General features: G+C 41.5%; 17 protein-coding genes and 1 tRNA gene. 13 read left to right on the forward strand and 5 right to left on the reverse strand.

The window, feature by feature from the left end; all coding sequences use genetic code 11:
- Positions 1-30: 30 nt before the first annotated feature.
- Positions 31-2,337, reverse strand: a complete 2,307-nt coding sequence (tamL, locus tag NPE20_RS09100) for a translocation and assembly module lipoprotein TamL (protein WP_256538303.1) — start codon at positions 2,335-2,337, stop codon at positions 31-33.
- Between the two features lie 14 nt (positions 2,338-2,351).
- Between tamL and NPE20_RS09105 the strand changes: the two genes are divergently transcribed.
- From NPE20_RS09105 to NPE20_RS09115, 3 genes are all read left to right on the forward strand, one after another.
- Positions 2,352-3,131: a TrmH family RNA methyltransferase gene (locus tag NPE20_RS09105; RefSeq protein WP_354003226.1), complete on the forward strand. Its 780-nt coding sequence runs from the start codon at positions 2,352-2,354 to the stop codon at positions 3,129-3,131.
- Between the two features lie 47 nt (positions 3,132-3,178).
- Positions 3,179-3,249, forward strand: a tRNA-Cys gene (locus tag NPE20_RS09110).
- A 30-nt stretch (positions 3,250-3,279) separates the two neighbouring features.
- On the forward strand, positions 3,280-3,456 hold the full coding sequence (locus NPE20_RS09115; protein WP_256538304.1) for a spore protein: 177 nt from the start codon (positions 3,280-3,282) through the stop codon (positions 3,454-3,456).
- Positions 3,457-3,530: 74 nt separating this feature from the next.
- Here the strand turns inward: NPE20_RS09115 and NPE20_RS09120 are convergent, their stop codons facing one another.
- Both NPE20_RS09120 and NPE20_RS09125 read right to left on the reverse strand, forming a co-directional pair.
- Complete coding sequence (locus NPE20_RS09120) at positions 3,531-3,890, reverse strand: hypothetical protein (protein WP_256538305.1); 360 nt, start codon at positions 3,888-3,890, stop codon at positions 3,531-3,533.
- Entirely contained in the window at positions 3,891-4,931 is a 1,041-nt protein-coding gene (locus NPE20_RS09125; RefSeq protein WP_256538306.1) for a quinone-dependent dihydroorotate dehydrogenase, read from the reverse strand. It abuts the gene before it with no gap.
- Positions 4,932-5,032: 101 nt separating this feature from the next.
- Here NPE20_RS09125 and NPE20_RS09130 point away from each other — a divergent pair, with 101 nt between their 5' ends.
- The 8 genes from NPE20_RS09130 to NPE20_RS09165 all read left to right on the forward strand — a co-directional run bounded on the left by NPE20_RS09130 (position 5,033) and on the right by NPE20_RS09165 (position 12,336).
- Positions 5,033-5,800 carry an SGNH/GDSL hydrolase family protein gene (locus tag NPE20_RS09130; protein ID WP_256538307.1) on the forward strand — a complete coding sequence of 256 codons (768 nt, stop codon included), beginning with the start codon at positions 5,033-5,035 and terminating at the stop codon, positions 5,798-5,800.
- A 126-nt stretch (positions 5,801-5,926) separates the two neighbouring features.
- Positions 5,927-7,849 (forward strand): ribosomal protection-like ABC-F family protein, encoded by a 1,923-nt coding sequence (abc-f, locus tag NPE20_RS09135; RefSeq protein ID WP_256538308.1) that lies wholly within the window; start codon positions 5,927-5,929, stop codon positions 7,847-7,849.
- An 83-nt stretch (positions 7,850-7,932) separates the two neighbouring features.
- A complete protein-coding gene (locus tag NPE20_RS09140) occupies positions 7,933-8,358 on the forward strand; it encodes a hypothetical protein (protein WP_256538309.1) in 426 nt (141 codons plus the stop codon).
- A 21-nt stretch (positions 8,359-8,379) separates the two neighbouring features.
- Positions 8,380-8,919 (forward strand): P-loop NTPase family protein, encoded by a 540-nt coding sequence (locus tag NPE20_RS09145; protein ID WP_256538310.1) that lies wholly within the window; start codon positions 8,380-8,382, stop codon positions 8,917-8,919.
- A 78-nt stretch (positions 8,920-8,997) separates the two neighbouring features.
- Positions 8,998-10,260: a type IX secretion system plug protein gene (locus NPE20_RS09150; RefSeq protein WP_256538311.1), complete on the forward strand. Its 1,263-nt coding sequence runs from the start codon at positions 8,998-9,000 to the stop codon at positions 10,258-10,260.
- A gap of 48 nt (positions 10,261-10,308) precedes the next feature.
- On the forward strand, positions 10,309-10,842 hold the full coding sequence (locus NPE20_RS09155) for an acyl-CoA thioesterase (RefSeq protein WP_256538312.1): 534 nt from the start codon (positions 10,309-10,311) through the stop codon (positions 10,840-10,842).
- Positions 10,843-10,902: 60 nt separating this feature from the next.
- Positions 10,903-11,778: an aspartyl protease family protein gene (locus NPE20_RS09160; protein ID WP_256538313.1), complete on the forward strand. Its 876-nt coding sequence runs from the start codon at positions 10,903-10,905 to the stop codon at positions 11,776-11,778.
- A gap of 39 nt (positions 11,779-11,817) precedes the next feature.
- Entirely contained in the window at positions 11,818-12,336 is a 519-nt protein-coding gene (locus NPE20_RS09165) for an O-acetyl-ADP-ribose deacetylase (protein ID WP_256538314.1), read from the forward strand.
- 108 nt (positions 12,337-12,444) lie between these two features.
- On the opposite strand, the gene NPE20_RS09170 is transcribed toward NPE20_RS09165, so the two are convergent.
- Positions 12,445-12,852, reverse strand: coding sequence for an EVE domain-containing protein (locus NPE20_RS09170; RefSeq protein ID WP_256538315.1), 408 nt, complete (start codon positions 12,850-12,852; stop codon positions 12,445-12,447).
- A 414-nt stretch (positions 12,853-13,266) separates the two neighbouring features.
- Between NPE20_RS09170 and NPE20_RS09175 the strand changes: the two genes are divergently transcribed.
- Complete coding sequence (locus tag NPE20_RS09175; protein ID WP_256538316.1) at positions 13,267-14,226, forward strand: PAS domain S-box protein; 960 nt, start codon at positions 13,267-13,269, stop codon at positions 14,224-14,226.
- Positions 14,227-14,607: 381 nt separating this feature from the next.
- On the opposite strand, the gene holA is transcribed toward NPE20_RS09175, so the two are convergent.
- Positions 14,608-15,636, reverse strand: coding sequence for a DNA polymerase III subunit delta (holA, locus tag NPE20_RS09180; RefSeq protein ID WP_256538317.1), 1,029 nt, complete (start codon positions 15,634-15,636; stop codon positions 14,608-14,610).
- 112 nt (positions 15,637-15,748) lie between these two features.
- On the opposite strand from holA, the gene NPE20_RS09185 reads away from it, so the two are divergent.
- On the forward strand, positions 15,749-16,207 hold the full coding sequence (locus tag NPE20_RS09185) for a type I restriction enzyme HsdR N-terminal domain-containing protein (RefSeq protein ID WP_256538318.1): 459 nt from the start codon (positions 15,749-15,751) through the stop codon (positions 16,205-16,207).
- Position 16,208 lies beyond the last annotated feature (1 nt).

The raw sequence follows: 16,208 nt of genomic DNA on the forward strand, positions 1-16,208 counted from the left end.
CACTAATTCACTAAATCAATAATTCACTAATTAAAACGGTAGCCCTATGCCAAAGTTAAGCTGCATAAAACCGTAGTTTTCGCCGTTGGTTACTTTATAATTTTGTTTGAAAGGGCCCTCGCTAAACAGTTCGCCAAAGTGTTTAACAAATACCCATTGGTCAGATCCGGTAAACTGTGGGTCTTTAAATTTAAAGGCAGCATCCAGCCTGAATATGAAGAAGTTTAGATCAAACCTTAAACCTGTACCAATACCAATAGCGGTAGATTGCAGAATATTATTAAATCTAAATTCGCCATTAGGGTTATCGCTTGTTTTGTGCAAACGCCAAACGTTACCCGCATCCATAAAAAACGCGCCCTTTAACTTCGCGCCAAAAAAGTTATCGGCCAATTTATAGCGGTATTCGGCATTGGCAACAATTTTTATTTCGCCAAACTGGTCAAGATATTTCAGGCGGGCGCGGGCTGTATCGGCAGTTCCGCCTGTTCCATAGCTTGCCCGGTTAAATTGCCCGGGGCCTAAAGTACGCGGCAACCACGCGCGGATATCGTTTGCACCACCTGTGTAAAAATTCTTCTCAAATATTAACTGGTTACTATTGCCATAAGGCACACCAATACCCGGGTTAAAGCGGAATATAAATTGTTTTTCGCCGCCTAAGCTACGGTACCAGCGGTAATCTATTTCTGTTTTTACGTATTGCGAAAAGGCATATCCAAACATAGTGCTTTGCCCAAGGGTATCTTTCGGCGCTTTTATCAGCTTGCTTAACAGGCTAAGCGTACCGCCGCCTAAATCTATCCCGCCCCTAAAATAAATGAAGTTTTTGTATGAATTTAACTCCTGTGCATTGTATTGAAAGGTATACTGACTACCCGATGTAAACGTGGTACGACCTATCAGGTACACATACGAATAACGGTTTTGCCTTAACAATTCCGCTTTGGCAACAGGATCAATACTCCCGCTGGAAAATTCAATGTTAATAGGGGTTACAGAGTGCTGCTTGCGGGCGGTCTCAAAAAAGTCGTAAGTAATAGAGTTGATGAAACTTTTACGCTCCACCAAACCCTTTTGGTAAAACAGCTGAAAATTGGTTGAAAACGTTGTATGCGGAACACCAAATTTAGCCAGGTTTGGAAATTTAAACGGCAAGAGCAATCTTGGGTAAACAACACTTACCCCAGCCCTAAAATCCTGGTTCTGGATCCCCTCGTTAACAGCTGAGTTACCGTTATCAAACAATATGCTCCAGTTTAGTTTTACCTGCAATATAGCCGCCTGCTTAAAAATATTACGGTTAGTAAAAGTATTACCCAGGTTATAGCCAAAGCGACCCTGATTAAACAAAAACTCGGCCTCCACCCTGTCCGTCATCCGTTTAAGGGGAACAATATCAATTTTTGAGTTTAAGCGATTAGTACTATCAGGCAGTTTCTCATAGGTTGGATTGGGCACATTCCTGAACACATTTAACTCCGATAGCCGGGTTGTAGTCAGCGTTTGCTTATCAATATCATACAGCTCGCCTTTTCTTTGAAAAACGTAATCGGTAGCTGTACGCGGCTTAAACCTGCCCGAAAAATCAACAAACCTAAACTGGGTATCAACTTGTATGGTATCGGCTTTACCGGGGGTTCGGCCGCTGCTGCGTGCAATGGTAATTAATGTATTGTTGATGGTGTATATCGGGTGTTCTTTTTTGCCATCTGGGTTATCAATGGTCATCACCAAATCAACAACACTGTTGTTAAAGCTGGAATCGGGCAGGTAATTAATATACTGGCGATAAAAATCGAAGTAACCGTTACGCTTCATCACCAGGTAAAACTGGTCGCGGTCATAAGCCAAACTATCGGTATCAAAACGGCTGCCTTTGTTAACGTGCGAGTATAACTTACGGGTATCCTTATATAATTTTCTTACTTTTTCATCGGCAATGCTGTCCCTAAAATTACGGATCTTAAACAGCGGGCCTTCGGTGGCTGTAAATATAAGCTGGGCTTTTTTCTTTTTTACGATGATGGAATCGGCAACCTTTGCTTTCAGATAGCCCTTGTTCACCAAATACTTTTGAATTTGCAGGCGCGAAAACTCTACCAGGTTACTATCCAGCAAAGCGGGGGCCTCGCCAATTTTACGTTTACCTTTTTGGCTAAATAAATAATAAAACTGCAGGTTTAGCCAGTTATTTGGCTGCTGCTCTTTATCAACGTAATTTATGGCAGCTTCAGCAAACTCTTTATCAATACCTTTGATGGTAACTTTGCGCACAATGGCCTGGTTATCTTTTAACCCGCGTGTAACACTACAGCCGGCGCTAATAATAACCATCAAAATACTTAATATTGCAAGACGGAAATGACCGGGTGTATTATATGCTTTCAAAATCTCAGATCAGTTTACTAACGTCCTTGCAACATAAAAAGTTTCGCAGGGAACATGGTTTATTTATGGTAGAAGGATATAAATCAATAACTGAATTTATTGATTCTGATTATCACATCCACACTATATATCATACGCCTGATATTACCCCAAAATTGCTTAAATTATCCCAAAAAATAAATTTTCAGGAGATTTCTTTAAACGACCTGCAAAAAATCAGTGCTTTAAAAAATCCAGCCGACGCAATTGCCACGGTCAATATACCGCAATGGAGCGGCTTAAACTACACAACACTAAAAAATAAGTTTAGTTTGGTGCTTGATGGTGTACAAGACCCCGGCAACATGGGTACCATCATCCGCACGGCAGATTGGTTTGGTATTACCAACATCATTTGTTCGGAAGATACTGTTGATGCTTATAACCCCAAGGTTGTACAGGCTACAATGGGCTCGTTGGCGCGGGTAAATGTTACTTATACCAATTTAGCCGGACTTATTTCGGCGGCAAAACTGCCTGTTTTTGGCACTTTATTAAATGGTGAAAATATTTATTCAACAAATTTTGGCACCGAAGGATTAATAATAATGGGTAACGAAGGAAACGGCATTAGGCCTGATATTCAGCAATTAGTGACCAAAGCGATCACCATTCCACGTATTGGGAAGGCCGAATCATTGAATGTTGCGATAGCTACAGCCATATGCTGTTCAGAACTTAGCGCAAAATCGTTTAAATAAAAATTGATTGGCAACAAATAATTACTATTTTTGCAATCCTTAAAATTGGTCGGGTGGCCGAGTGGCTAGGCAGAGGTCTGCAAAACCTCCTACAGCGGTTCGAATCCGCTCCCGACCTCAAGGTTAAAAACATTTAAAATAAAAAGTCATGGGCGTTACTCGTTTAAAAAGAAAAGATAGAAGGAACAAAACTACTTCACGTTTAGAGGTTCAGTTTTTGAAATTAGCTACTAACATTGAGTTAGGAAGCCGTTCTGCAGAGAAAAAAGATAGCCAGATAGCAAAAAACAATGCTGTTTTAGCTATTGCTGCTGCAGGTAAATAATTCTTCTTTTTTAAAGAAACTAAAAAGGCGTACCATATACTGGTACGCCTTTTTTTATGCCGCTACTTTTTATATTACAAGAGCTTACCTACCGGGAAATTCTCTTTATTGTATATCTCTTTCCAGTAATCGCGTACAATTTTTAGCTTAGGGGTATCGTGCGATTCCTTTACTACCTGTAAAAAATCCGCCTTTACCTGCCCCTTGGCCAGTCGCCCTAAAATAGCATCGTTATATGATGCAACTATCAATTCAAAAACATGGAACCTGGTTTCATCATCCAGCTCCGTTTTCTTATAATAATCAATAAACTCAGCCACCCTGGCCGGATTAGAGTTAACAATGCCCCAATCCTGCATATCATCTTTATCAAATTCAATTTTAAGGTGTTTACAAACCTTCTTTAATGCTTCTTCTTCTGTACTTGTATTCATCTAACGTATATTCAAAATTTTCTTATTTATTCTTTTTATCAGATCAGGCCCTTCGTATATAAACCCTGTATATAACTGCACTAATGATGCACCGGCTGCTAACTTCTCCATCGCGTCTTCCGCGGAATGAATGCCACCCACTCCTATAATTGGGAACGAACCGCCAGATGCCTTGTGCAAATAACCGATCACCTCGGTAGAGCGTTTTGTTAATGGCCTGCCGCTTAACCCACCAGCCTCTTCTTTATGGGCCGATGTTAAGCCATCCCTGCTTATGGTGGTATTGGTGGCTATAATACCGGCAATGCCTGTTTGTTTTACAATATCGGCAATGTCATCCAATTGCTCATTGGTGAGGTCTGGCGCTATCTTTAAAAGAATAGGTCTGCTTATACCATTCTTACTATTGCGTTGCTGTAGCGTGTTTAAAATATGCATCAGCGGCTCCTTTTCCTGCAGTTCGCGAAGCCCAGGGGTATTGGGCGAGCTTACGTTCACCACAAAATAATCTACCACATCAAAAAGCCTGTCGAAACATTTAATGTAATCGCTTACTGCATCTTCATTTGGGGTTACTTTATTTTTACCGATGTTACCTCCTATGATAAGCGCTTGCTGCCCCGGTTTAAGGCTTTTGCGGTAAGCGACAATACGCTCGGCAGCAACGTCTACCCCCAAATTATTAAAGCCCATCCGGTTTATCAGCGCTTCATCTGCCGGCAGGCGAAACATTCTTGGTTTGGGGTTTCCCGGTTGCGGCAAGGGCGTTACAGTACCCACTTCTACAAAGCCGAAGCCCAGGTTACCCATCTCGCTTATCAGCTCAGCATTTTTATCAAAACCGGCGGCAAGGCCTACCGGGTTTTTAAATTTCAATCCAAAAACCTCCTTTTCCAGGCGTTTATCATCCAGGTCCCAAATGGCTTTACTTAATGATGCGCCACCCGGGAAACGGTTTAAACGTTGCAGGTTGCGGGTTACAAAATAATGCACGTTCTCCGGGTCGAACTGAAACAGCAGGGGTTTAAGCAATTGATACATGGCGCGAATTTACCGTTTTTAATAATTAAGGTTTAACATAGATAAGAATATTGTATTTTGGCAAGCCAATTACCCCCTGTTTTGCGGGCATTATAACATATATGAAAGATAATAACCAGAACTCACGTCGCAATTTTATAAAAAATACCGCTGTAGGCGCAGTTGCCGCAATCAGCATCCCGCAAATAGTATCTGCAGCCACTACAAACTATGCAGGCAAAAAAGTGCTGCTAACAGATAATGATGTGATCCTTTTTCAGGGTGATTCTATCACCGATTGGGGCCGCGACCATAAAAAAACCGTACCAAACGACACCGGCGCGTTAGGCAACGGCTATGCTCTGCTTACCGCGGGCGAGCTACTGGCAAAGTACCCTCAAAAAAAGCTACAGATTTACAACAAGGGCATAAGCGGCAACAAGGTGTATCAACTGGCCGAAAGATGGGATACCGACTGTATTGCTCTTAAACCTACTGTGGTGAGCATCCACATTGGCGTTAACGATTTTTGGCATACACTTGGCGGCGGCTACACCGGCACTATTGAAACCTATATAACCGATTACAAGAAGTTACTGGATCGTACGCTAAAAGAATTACCGGGTGTAAAACTAATTATTGGCGAGCCATTTGCCATGATAGGCACTAAAGCTGTTGATGCCAGATGGTACCCAACGTTTGACCTATTCCGTAAAGCAGCCCGAGATATAGCTGCCGAATACAACGCGCCGTTCATCCCCTACCAAACCATATTTAATGATGCCGTTAAAAGCGCACCTGCCACCTACTGGACACTGGATGGCGTACACCCCAGTATTGCCGGCGAAAGGCTGATGGCACAAGGATGGCTGGCAACCGTAAACGGTTAGTGATTAGTTAATTGATGATCAGAGATTGGTAATTGGCATATTACCGTCACAAACACTAACCTCTGGTCACTAATCTCTAATCTCTCTTTTGAGGCTTCCCCATAAAAGCGTATCTTTGCGCCCGAAATGATAGCTATAAATAACCTTACGTTCGAGATTGGTGCGCGTGCCCTGTATGATGAAGCCAACTGGCATATAAAACCAGGAGAAAAAATTGGCCTTATAGGCGCTAACGGTACGGGTAAAACCACGCTGTTAAAGATCATTGTTGGCGATTACAAACCCACATCGGGCACTATATCAATGGCTAAGGACCTTACCATGGGTTACCTTAACCAGGACTTGCTATCTTACTCATCTGATAAAAACATTGTGCATGTTGCCATGGAAGCCTTTGAGCGCCAAAACCAGCTGCACGACGAGATAGAGGTGCTTCTTAAAAAACTGGAAACAGATTATACCGAAGACCTATTGCACAAACTAAGCGATAAACAGCACGAGTTTGAACTGCTTGACGGTTATAACATCGAGTACAAAGCACACGAAATTTTAGCGGGCCTTGGTTTTAGCGAAGCTGATTGCGAGCGTAAACTAAGCACCTTTAGCGGTGGATGGCGTATGCGTGTAATGTTGGCCAAGATCCTTTTACAGGCTCCTGATATCCTATTGCTGGATGAGCCTACCAACCACCTTGACTTACCATCGATACAATGGCTGGAAGATTATCTGAAAGCATTTAGCGGCGCTATTATCATTGTATCGCACGATAGGTGGTTCCTGGATAAGGTGATTAACCGTACGGTTGAATCGCGCAAGGGAAAATTGAATGTATATGCAGGTAACTATACTTTCTATCTGGAAGAAAAAGCCCAAAGGGCCGAAATTCAGCGTGGCGAGTTTAAAAACCAGCAATCAAAAATAAAACAGGAAGAGCGTTTAATTGAGCGTTTCCGTGCCAAGGCGTCAAAAGCAAAAATGGCGCAGTCGCGTATAAAAATGCTGGATAAACTGGAGCGTGTTGATGATGTGGATGATGATAACCCTGAGGTTAACTTCAGCTTCCGTTTCAGCAAACAATCGGGCCGCCATGTAACCACTTTAGAGCACATCACCAAAAAATATCCTTCAATTGATATTTTGGATGATGCCGAAGCGCTTATTGAAAAGGGCGATAAGATAGCCCTGATAGGTGCCAACGGTAAAGGTAAATCAACCCTGCTGCGTATTGTAGCCGGTGCCGATAAAGAATTTGAAGGTACTGCCATAACAGGCCATAACGTTACGCAAACCTTCTTTGCGCAGCACCAGTTAGAAAGCCTGCACCTGGAGCACCAGATCTTACAGGAGCTACAATCTTTCGCCCCAAAACATACCGATACGGAGCTGCGCTCTATATTAGGTTCGTTCTTATTCACCGGCGATGATGTATTCAAGAAGATCAAGGTACTATCGGGTGGTGAAAAATCGCGCGTAGCGCTGGCAAAAGCATTAACTGCTGATGCCAACTTCCTGGTACTGGATGAGCCTACCAATCACCTGGATATGGCTTCGGTTAATATATTGATACAGGCTTTACAACAGTACGAAGGTACGGTGATCGTAGTATCGCACGATAGGTATTTCCTTGATAATGTGGCCAACAAAATTTGGTTTATAGAGAACCAGAAGATAAAACAATACCCGGGCACTTACGCCGAGTATGATGAGTGGAATGCCAAACGCAAACTGGACCCTAAGGTAGAAGCACCTGCCCCTCAGCCAAAAAAGGAAGAGAAAAAACCGGAACCTGTTAAGCAGCCACAAGGCGAAAATAAATCGCAGCAGCTAAAAAAACTTAACAACGACCTTACCAAAATGGAAGAGCATATTGCAAACCTGGAAAAAGAGATAAAGCAATTTGAAGCCCAGCTGGCTGACGAGAGCATATATAACCAGGCCGACAAGCTGAAGCAGATAAACAATAATTATCAGCTTAAAAAAATGGAGCTTGGCGAGTACCAGCAAAAATGGGAAGCCCTGGCCGACCAGATAATGGAACTGGAAGCTTAAACGCTTTAAAATAACAGAGGCAGTTGCTAAGCAGCTGCCTTTTTTTATTTATAGTTTTGTAGCTTTAAGCGCCATACTAAATTATGCCTTATCAACACAAAAAACTTACTTACTGGGTTTTAATAACCAACTGTTTAATAATTATTGGCGCCGGGCATGGCATAGCGCCAATACTGTTCTTAGAGTTTATTCTTCCCTTTAATATGGGATCTGATGGATTTGATTTTTGTGTTGGCCTACATTGCAGTTATGATCAATCATTATTCTTAACTGCAATATTATCCTTTTGCGGCCAGCTTCTTTTGTTGATCGCTAATAGCGAAGAATCAAGTATTAGCAGGATTGCTAGCTTAACATTTATGTGGTTAGGGCTTTTTTACATATGCCATAACTTCGATGAGATAGCAACAATTACTTTAATTTATGCCTCACCTTTTATTATCACATCAGGCTACCTTATTTATCTAATTATCAACGGCGTATTCAAAAAACAACAATTCGGCAGCTAACTTTTTTTGTTTGCAACCAATATGAAAATACATATTATGGGCGCATCCTGCGCAGGTTCAACCACATTAGGGACAGCTTTAGCCCAACGCCTGGGTTATACTTATTTAGATACCGATAAATACTTCTGGCAACCATCAGCAATCCCCTTTACTGTAAAACGCGAAGCCGGCGAAAAAATAGCGATGCTTAAAAGCGATTTTTCTGCAAATACTGATGTCATAGTTGGCGGTTCACTGGTAAGCTGGGGCGATGAGTGGCTAAGCCTTTTTGATTTGGTTGTGTTTTTATATATCCCCAACAAGGTAAGGATGCAGCGCCTTCATCAGCGTGAAATTGAGCGATATGGCGATAAAATACTTACAGACCCCTTCCGGATAGAGCAATATAAACGCTTTAAGGATTGGGCCAATGGTTATGATGATAACACCACCAATGGCCGTAACCTTAAGGTGCACCAGCTTTGGCTGGATAAAACAAATTGCCTCATACTCAAAATTGAAGGCGATACATCTGTTGATGAAAGGATTGACCTGATTATAGACAAATTGCAAAGCGTTTAATATATCCTAACGCTGCCGCGACCTTTCAGCTCGTGGTATCTCTTGTTCGGCATTACAAAAATTCACTACCTTGTGTTGATGAAACATTGCTGCTATACTTTGTTATTTTGTTTTTTTATAAGCACATCCTGCTTTGCACAAACCACTCCTTTTGATAATAATGTTTACCGGCACGAGATTAAAAGTGTTGAGTTTTATAATTCAAAAAAGGCAGCCTCTTTCCCGGCTATCGACCTGGGCAGCAATGAAACAGTAACCCTTGGTTTTGATGACCTGAGTGGCGGCAGCCGCACCTTTAACTATACCATTCAGCATTGCGATGCTACCTGGAACCCCTCGCGCCTATCCCCTGCCGAGTACCTGGAAAGCTTTATCGACGACCGCCTGAACGATTACACCTATTCATCGGGCACGTTTCAAAAATACACCCATTACGAGGTGAAGATCCCTAACCGCAACATCATCCCCAAAATATCCGGCAACTACATTTTAAAGGTTTATGAAGATGGCGATCAATCAAAACTGATACTTACCCGCAGGCTTTATGTGGTGGGCAAGCGTGTTTCGGTCAGTGCGAATATTATTGCCTCCAATATGGTTTCGGCAAGGCGCACTAATCAAAAGGTAAACTTTACTGTAGAATACTCGGGACTGCCTGTGCAAAATCCCAACACCGATATCCGCGTTTTCCTGATGCAAAATGCCCGCCCCGAAACCGGCATCATGAACAGTAAGCCAACCTACATCCGTGGCACGCAATTAGTTTATAACGATGTAAATATTAATGATTTTGCCGGCCGTAACGAGTTCAGACACTTTGATACCCGCTCGTTAAAACTAAACTCGGAACGCATCTCAAAAATCTACAAGGATACCGCTAACACCGTTATGCTGCTTGGCGACCCCAACCGTAATCTGCCCAACTACATTTTATTGTATGATAACGATGGCAAATTTTTTATCCTGAACCAGGACGGGAACGACCCTCGCCGCGATGCCGATTACGCGCATATGTATTTTAGTTTGGCCGCCAACAAAGCCGATACCGAAGGCACAGCTTACATTGTTGGTCAGTTTAACGATTATAAGCTGGATGACCGCAGCAAACTTACCTTTGACAGCCGCGGCCGCTGGTACACGGATCTGTTGCTGAAACAGGGTGTTTACGATTATCAATACGTATGGGTTAGCAATGCCACTAAAAAGCCTGATGATACTATTTTAGAAGGCAACTACTTTGAAACCGAGAACGATTATCAGTTATTGGTTTACTATCGCCAAACCGGCTCACGTTATGAGCAATTGGTAGGGTATAGTTTATTGAATACCGCGAAGCAATAGTGTTTGACTTTCAGGCGATACTTTCCTGTTAAAGATTATCTTTGCAGGATGAAAGGAAAATCGTCCAAAGAATCATTTACCATAATGAACGAGCTGGTATTACCCAATGATACCAATACCCTTAACAATTTAATGGGGGGGCGTTTATTACATTGGATGGACATTGCGGCCGCTATATCGGCACAAAAACACTGCAACCGTATTGTGGTAACCGCATCGGTTGATAACGTTTCCTTTAAACACCCCATAAAACTTGGCGATGTAATTACCATCGAGGCCAAGGTTTCGCGCGCTTTTTCTACTTCGGTTGAGGTAAGGCTGGATGTTTACGCGCAAAACATACCATCTGGTACGAAAGTTAAAAGCAACGAAGCTTATTACACATTTGTAGCATTAGACCAAAATGGGCATACCATACCCGTGCCCCCAATGCTGCCCGAAACCGATGATGAAATAGAGCTTTACGAAGGAGCACTTCGCCGCAGGCAGTTAAGACTGATACTTGGCGGAAAAATGAAACCCGATGACGCTACCGAGTTAAAGGCATTATTTTTTGGCGCTATCGATCCTAAAAAAGACTAACCCTTATTTAACACTGTAACTTTCTGGCGGTAAGGCTATCCAAATAGAAATACTGTTTTTATGGGAAAGCTTTACGTGGTATGTGTGTTTGCATTTTCGTTACTGCTATTAGCGGGTAACGGCATGGCGCAAAATAAGCTACAGTTTTCTGTACCCTTTAAGTTGATAGATAACCGGCCCTTTATTGAAGTGCGGGTCAATAACAAAACTCTTCATTTTATGCTGGATTGCGGCGCCTCCAATGTAATAGATCTAAATACGGCAAATTCACTTCATCTTAAATTAAGCAATTCAGGTTACCAAACCGGGGCCGGTGCAAAAAGGGTGCGTAGTTATACCACAAATATTGATACGGCCCGCATTGGCGGATCGCAAATGGTAAATGAGAATTTCGGGGTGATAGATCTTTCTGAGATAAGGAGCAAATTACACCTGCCTTACCTTGATGGTGCCATTGGGTATAATTTCATGAAAGATTATGCCGTTCAGTTCGATTACCCTAAAGGGGTTATTAACTTTTATACAACTTACTCGGGCGCTTACCCTATTCCTTTTACTTTGTATTATGGCCAAACGCCTCTGTTAAAAGTAAAGATAGATGGAACGGAGGCAACCGTTATTATGGATACCGGCGACCGCAGTTCTCTCACTATATTTAACCACTATGCAGATAAAACCGGCATAAAACAGCGCTACACTTTATCAGGTACCAACATAACCGGCTATGGCATTGGCGGGCCGATTTATGCCCAAACCTTCACCCTAAAACAGCTGGAAATTGGCCGCAACAAAATAACCGCCATTCCATCACGCATACCCATGCTTAAAACCGGGGCCTTTGCCCAAACAGATATTGATGGCAGCATAGGCGGCGGGGTTTTAAAAAGCTTTAAGTTCACCATCAACTATAAAACCCAAAAGCTTTATCTCGAATAATTCTTAAAACATCCGGTTCCTTCTGCAGGTTAATTATTTATGGATAAACGCATTAAACTACAGCAGGGCGATATTACCAAATTACAGGTTGATGCTATTGTAAATGCCGCAAACAGCAGCCTAATGGGCGGCGGTGGCGTTGATGGCGCCATACATCGCGCGGGTGGTAAACAAATACTGGAAGAGTGTATTCAAATTGTAAACCGACAGGGCGGTTGTAAAACCGGCGAAGCTGTAATAACTACCGGCGGCAACTTACCCGCTAAATATGTTATACATACCGTAGGCCCGGTTTGGAACGGTGGCAAGCGTAACGAAGAGCAGCTATTAGCTAATTGCTATAACAACAGCCTAAAAATCGCCGCAAACAATGGGGTTAAAAGCATCGCTTTCCCCAATATCAGCACCGGTGTTTACCGTTTTCCAAAAGAGCAGGCTGCAGCAATCGCGGTAAAAACAGTGGATACATTTCTACAATCAGATCAGGATATAGAAGAAGTGATTTTTATTTGCTTTGACGATGAGAATTATAGGTTGTATGAAAAATTATTAGGTTAATTAGATTTTAACCATGAACACAAAGTGTAAAAAACACAGAGAGCACAGGGTATTTTGCCTCTGTGCTCTCTGTAGTTATCTCTGCTTCCGCTATGGTTATCTCATCAACTATTCAGCCGCGAGCTCCAGTATCCTGTCAAATTCTTCGCGTTTCATACCCATTACAGATAAGCGGCCCTGCCTAACTAAACCAATATCTTTAAGGCGTTCGTCGGCTTTTATTTGCTCAAGGGTAACCGGTTTCTTAAGCGGTTCAACAGGCTCCAGGTCAACCACTACCCAATTGGCATCATCTGTTGTGGGATCCTGATAAAACTCTTTAACCACGCGGGCAATACCAACCACTTCTTTACCGTCGTTGCTGTGGTACCACATCACAAGATCGCCCTCTTTCATCAGTTTAAGATTGTTACGCGCCTGATAATTACGCACGCCATCCCAAAAGGTACGGCCTTCTTTATTGAATTTTTCCCAGCTATATTTTACAGGTTCCGACTTTACTAACCAATACTGCATTTCCATTTTATTATATGCAGCAAAAGTGAGAAAAAGGGTCGAGAATGAAGAATTGCAATAACACTTATATTAATTTTTCAAGTCCTTTTTGATGAACTTATGATATAAATATTCGGCGTAGCCAACACTTACATAATCAGGAAATTTCCAGTTTGGATAATATTTTCTCTTAATATATTTAAGAAAACTAAAAAAGATAATCCCAAGAATAAGAATCGCTGCCAGTGAAAGTAGAACGATACCTGCTATTACTAAAGCCCCCATTTAATTAATTGATTAATTACTTGTCATACTACGAAAAAAATGAAAAAAATGTTGCCTTTTAGTGCAAAAAAGGTAATATAGTTCTAAATTAAATGAACCTCAATTTTTATTATTGTAAGTAATTTCTCACGTACGAACATACAAACATATATGCCTCTACTTATCAGTAATGATGATGCCAGCTTTAATTTGTTATTTTACAACAGCCCAAACCCTATGTGGATTGTTGAGGTAGACTCTTTACAATTTAAGGAAGTAAACGAGGCGGCCATTAAACATTATGGCTACAGCCGCGATGAGTTTTTAAACAAGATCAGGCTTTCTGACATCCGGCCTATATATGAACAGCAGGAAATGCTTGACCTTATCAAAAGAATAAAGCATAGCCAAACCATCAAAAAAGATCTTACGCATATAAAAAAAGATGGCTCGGCTATCCGTGTAAATATTACCTCATATAACGTCACTTATTACGGCAGCCGTTGCCGTATGGTTATTATCCTGGATATTACAGATCAAAGACTGAAGGATATTAAACTTACCGAAGCGACAAATAAAATTAACGAAACCCTGGAAAGCATTACCGATGGTTTTATTACACTGGACAAAAAATTGAAGATCACTTATTGGAATAAGGAAGCCGAAAGGATCCTGATAATTAACAGGGATACCGTGCTGCATAAAAGCTTATGGCAACTTTACCCCTATTATCGCGAGTTAAGTGTGTACGAACAATTCAATCACTCTTTAAAAGAGAAAGAAACAGTAAAGTTTGAAGAGTATATAGCCCCAATTAGCAAATGGATCTGCTTTAACGTGTACCCGGGTAATGACGGGTTAGCAGTCTATTTTCAGGATATAACCGGCCAAAAGCACGGCGAGGAACAAATAAACCTCAAAAACGAGAGCCTGGACCAAATAGCCTATATCAATTCGCATTTGATACGTAAGCCGCTCGCCAATATTTTGGGTATCATTAATTCGTTAGAAGACGTGCCACGAGATGAAGACCATTTAGAAATGCCGTTAAAATTGCTTAAGCAAAGCGCTATAGAGTTAGATCATATCATTAAGGACATAAATAACCGGGTAGAAAAAACCATGAAATAGACTGTTTACTAATTTGCAACTATGGCAGTCCTTAGCTTATCTAAAATTGTTAGTCCTGAAAAGTTATAGTTTTCCCACTACCCTTTTTTATGATCTTGAAAACCTGTTCGCCTTTCTTCTTAAAAATTGTGTCACCAACTCCAATACTATAATTGAAATTAAATGGGCCCGACAAAAAATATGTTCCGTTATTTACGGTTACAGTTGGGGTTCCTTTATTTTCATCGTATTCGACTTTTTGCACTACTCCTTGTAGACTTAAATTTAAACTTCGTCGAACAGATATCTCGCGCATAATGAACAAAAAAAGCATAAATATAGCCATTGCATAAATTAGATATATAGGCTTCATAATTGAGTTTCCCATAATAAGCCTTCCTATTAGTGCAATATCTTAAACATCAGCTCTTTCATTAAACCGCCGTGGTCGGTGTTTGATTCAACGCCTTTGCTCTTCAGGTCGTACTCACGCAAATAGCTTATCACCTGGAAAGTTTTACCAAGGCTATAACCACGGGCGGCCTGCTCATAATCTTTTAAAAAATACGGACTAACACCAAGTTCCCTCGCTAAATTCTGTGGCGATTTGTCCTTCACATAATGGTAAGCCAGCACCTTGCTGAAAAAGTTATTAAGGTTACCCAATACCAGCACAATAGGGTTTGCCTTGGGGTTTGCCTCAAAATAATTCACTATCTGGTTAACTTTGTAGGCATCCTTCCTGGTAAGGGCCGTTTGCAGTTCAAAAACATTATATTCTTTACTAATGCCAATATTATCCTGAATAAGCTGCAAGGTTATTTCCTGTCCCGGGCTGATGTTCAGCATCAGTTTATCCAGTTCGTTGGCAATTTTAGAAAGGTCGTTACCCAGATACTCGGATAACATGGCAGATGCCTGTGGGTTTATCTTGTATTTTTTATCAGCGATATAACCTTCTATCCAGCCGGGGATCTTGCTATCATACAAAGCTGCCGATTCAAATATCAGCCCGTTCTTTTCAATAGCCTTGTAGGTTTTTTTTCGCTTATCAAACTTGCCGTATTTGTAACAGAAAACCAGTATAGTGCTTGGCAAAGGGTTTTCCAGATAGCTTAATATCGGGTTGATGCTTTTTTTATCATCGTCATCACGGCCCCATTTCATATCCTGCGCTTCTTTTACCATTACCACTTGGTAATCGCTCATCATGGGGTAACGTTTTGAAGCATTTATGGCGGTCATGATATCGGTATCCTTACCATACAATACGGTTTGGTTAAAACCCTTCTCCCCGTCTGATAATAAATTATTCTCGATGTAATTACTTACCAGGTCAATATAATAAGGCTCCTCGCCATGCAGCAGGTACAGGGGTTTAAACTTGCGGTTTTTAAGATCTTTTATAATATCAGGAGCAGTAGCGGCCATTAAGTCAAAAGTAGAAATTCAAAAGTAAAAAGCATTGCATGTGGAATAATAATCAAAGATAATTAGCTACTACCGGCTATTTTGAATTTTTACTTTTTACTTTTGAATTTGAATGGACTTACTACTCCCGCTTAATTTACCACCCTACCCTTTTAAACTGACCGAGCAAAACGGGCAGCTTACGGTATTTGATGAACTGCGGAAGAAAAACATTGTACTGACGCCCGAAGAATGGGTTCGTCAGCATTTTGTACAATACCTTATCAGGCATAAGCACTACCCCAGATCGTTAATAAAACTGGAAGGCGGCCTTAAACTGCACGGCATGGCCAAACGTACCGATATTGTAGTATTCAATTCATCAGGCCAAAAAATTTTACTGGTTGAATGCAAGGCACCCGCTGTTGGTATTACACAAGCTACCTTTGACCAGGCCGCACGGTATAATATGGTACACAAAGTGCAGCTAATGGCGGTGAGCAACGGACTGCAGCATTACTATTGCCGTATTGATCACGAAACCGAAACTTATAAATTTATAGAAGAATTACCGGGTTATAAAGAGTTGTAGG

This window comes from Mucilaginibacter aquariorum, from assembly GCF_024498135.1.
GTDB lineage: Bacteria > Bacteroidota > Bacteroidia > Sphingobacteriales > Sphingobacteriaceae > Mucilaginibacter > Mucilaginibacter aquariorum.

Coding starts and splice junctions, on each gene's coding strand:
- NPE20_RS09155 (WP_256538312.1), top strand. CDS start 10,309: ATGAAAGGAAAATCGTCCAAAGAATCATTTACCATAATGAACGAGCTG.
- NPE20_RS09165 (WP_256538314.1), top strand. CDS start 11,818: ATGGATAAACGCATTAAACTACAGCAGGGCGATATTACCAAATTACAG.
- NPE20_RS09140 (WP_256538309.1), top strand. CDS start 7,933: ATGCCTTATCAACACAAAAAACTTACTTACTGGGTTTTAATAACCAAC.
- tamL (WP_256538303.1), bottom strand. CDS start 2,337: ATGGTTATTATTAGCGCCGGCTGTAGTGTTACACGCGGGTTAAAAGAT.
- NPE20_RS09160 (WP_256538313.1), top strand. CDS start 10,903: ATGGGAAAGCTTTACGTGGTATGTGTGTTTGCATTTTCGTTACTGCTA.
- NPE20_RS09185 (WP_256538318.1), top strand. CDS start 15,749: ATGGACTTACTACTCCCGCTTAATTTACCACCCTACCCTTTTAAACTG.
- NPE20_RS09115 (WP_256538304.1), top strand. CDS start 3,280: ATGGGCGTTACTCGTTTAAAAAGAAAAGATAGAAGGAACAAAACTACT.
- NPE20_RS09170 (WP_256538315.1), bottom strand. CDS start 12,852: ATGCAGTATTGGTTAGTAAAGTCGGAACCTGTAAAATATAGCTGGGAA.
- NPE20_RS09125 (WP_256538306.1), bottom strand. CDS start 4,931: ATGTATCAATTGCTTAAACCCCTGCTGTTTCAGTTCGACCCGGAGAAC.
- NPE20_RS09145 (WP_256538310.1), top strand. CDS start 8,380: ATGAAAATACATATTATGGGCGCATCCTGCGCAGGTTCAACCACATTA.
- NPE20_RS09175 (WP_256538316.1), top strand. CDS start 13,267: ATGCCTCTACTTATCAGTAATGATGATGCCAGCTTTAATTTGTTATTT.
- abc-f (WP_256538308.1), top strand. CDS start 5,927: ATGATAGCTATAAATAACCTTACGTTCGAGATTGGTGCGCGTGCCCTG.
- NPE20_RS09120 (WP_256538305.1), bottom strand. CDS start 3,890: ATGAATACAAGTACAGAAGAAGAAGCATTAAAGAAGGTTTGTAAACAC.
- NPE20_RS09130 (WP_256538307.1), top strand. CDS start 5,033: ATGAAAGATAATAACCAGAACTCACGTCGCAATTTTATAAAAAATACC.
- holA (WP_256538317.1), bottom strand. CDS start 15,636: ATGGCCGCTACTGCTCCTGATATTATAAAAGATCTTAAAAACCGCAAG.
- NPE20_RS09150 (WP_256538311.1), top strand. CDS start 8,998: ATGAAACATTGCTGCTATACTTTGTTATTTTGTTTTTTTATAAGCACA.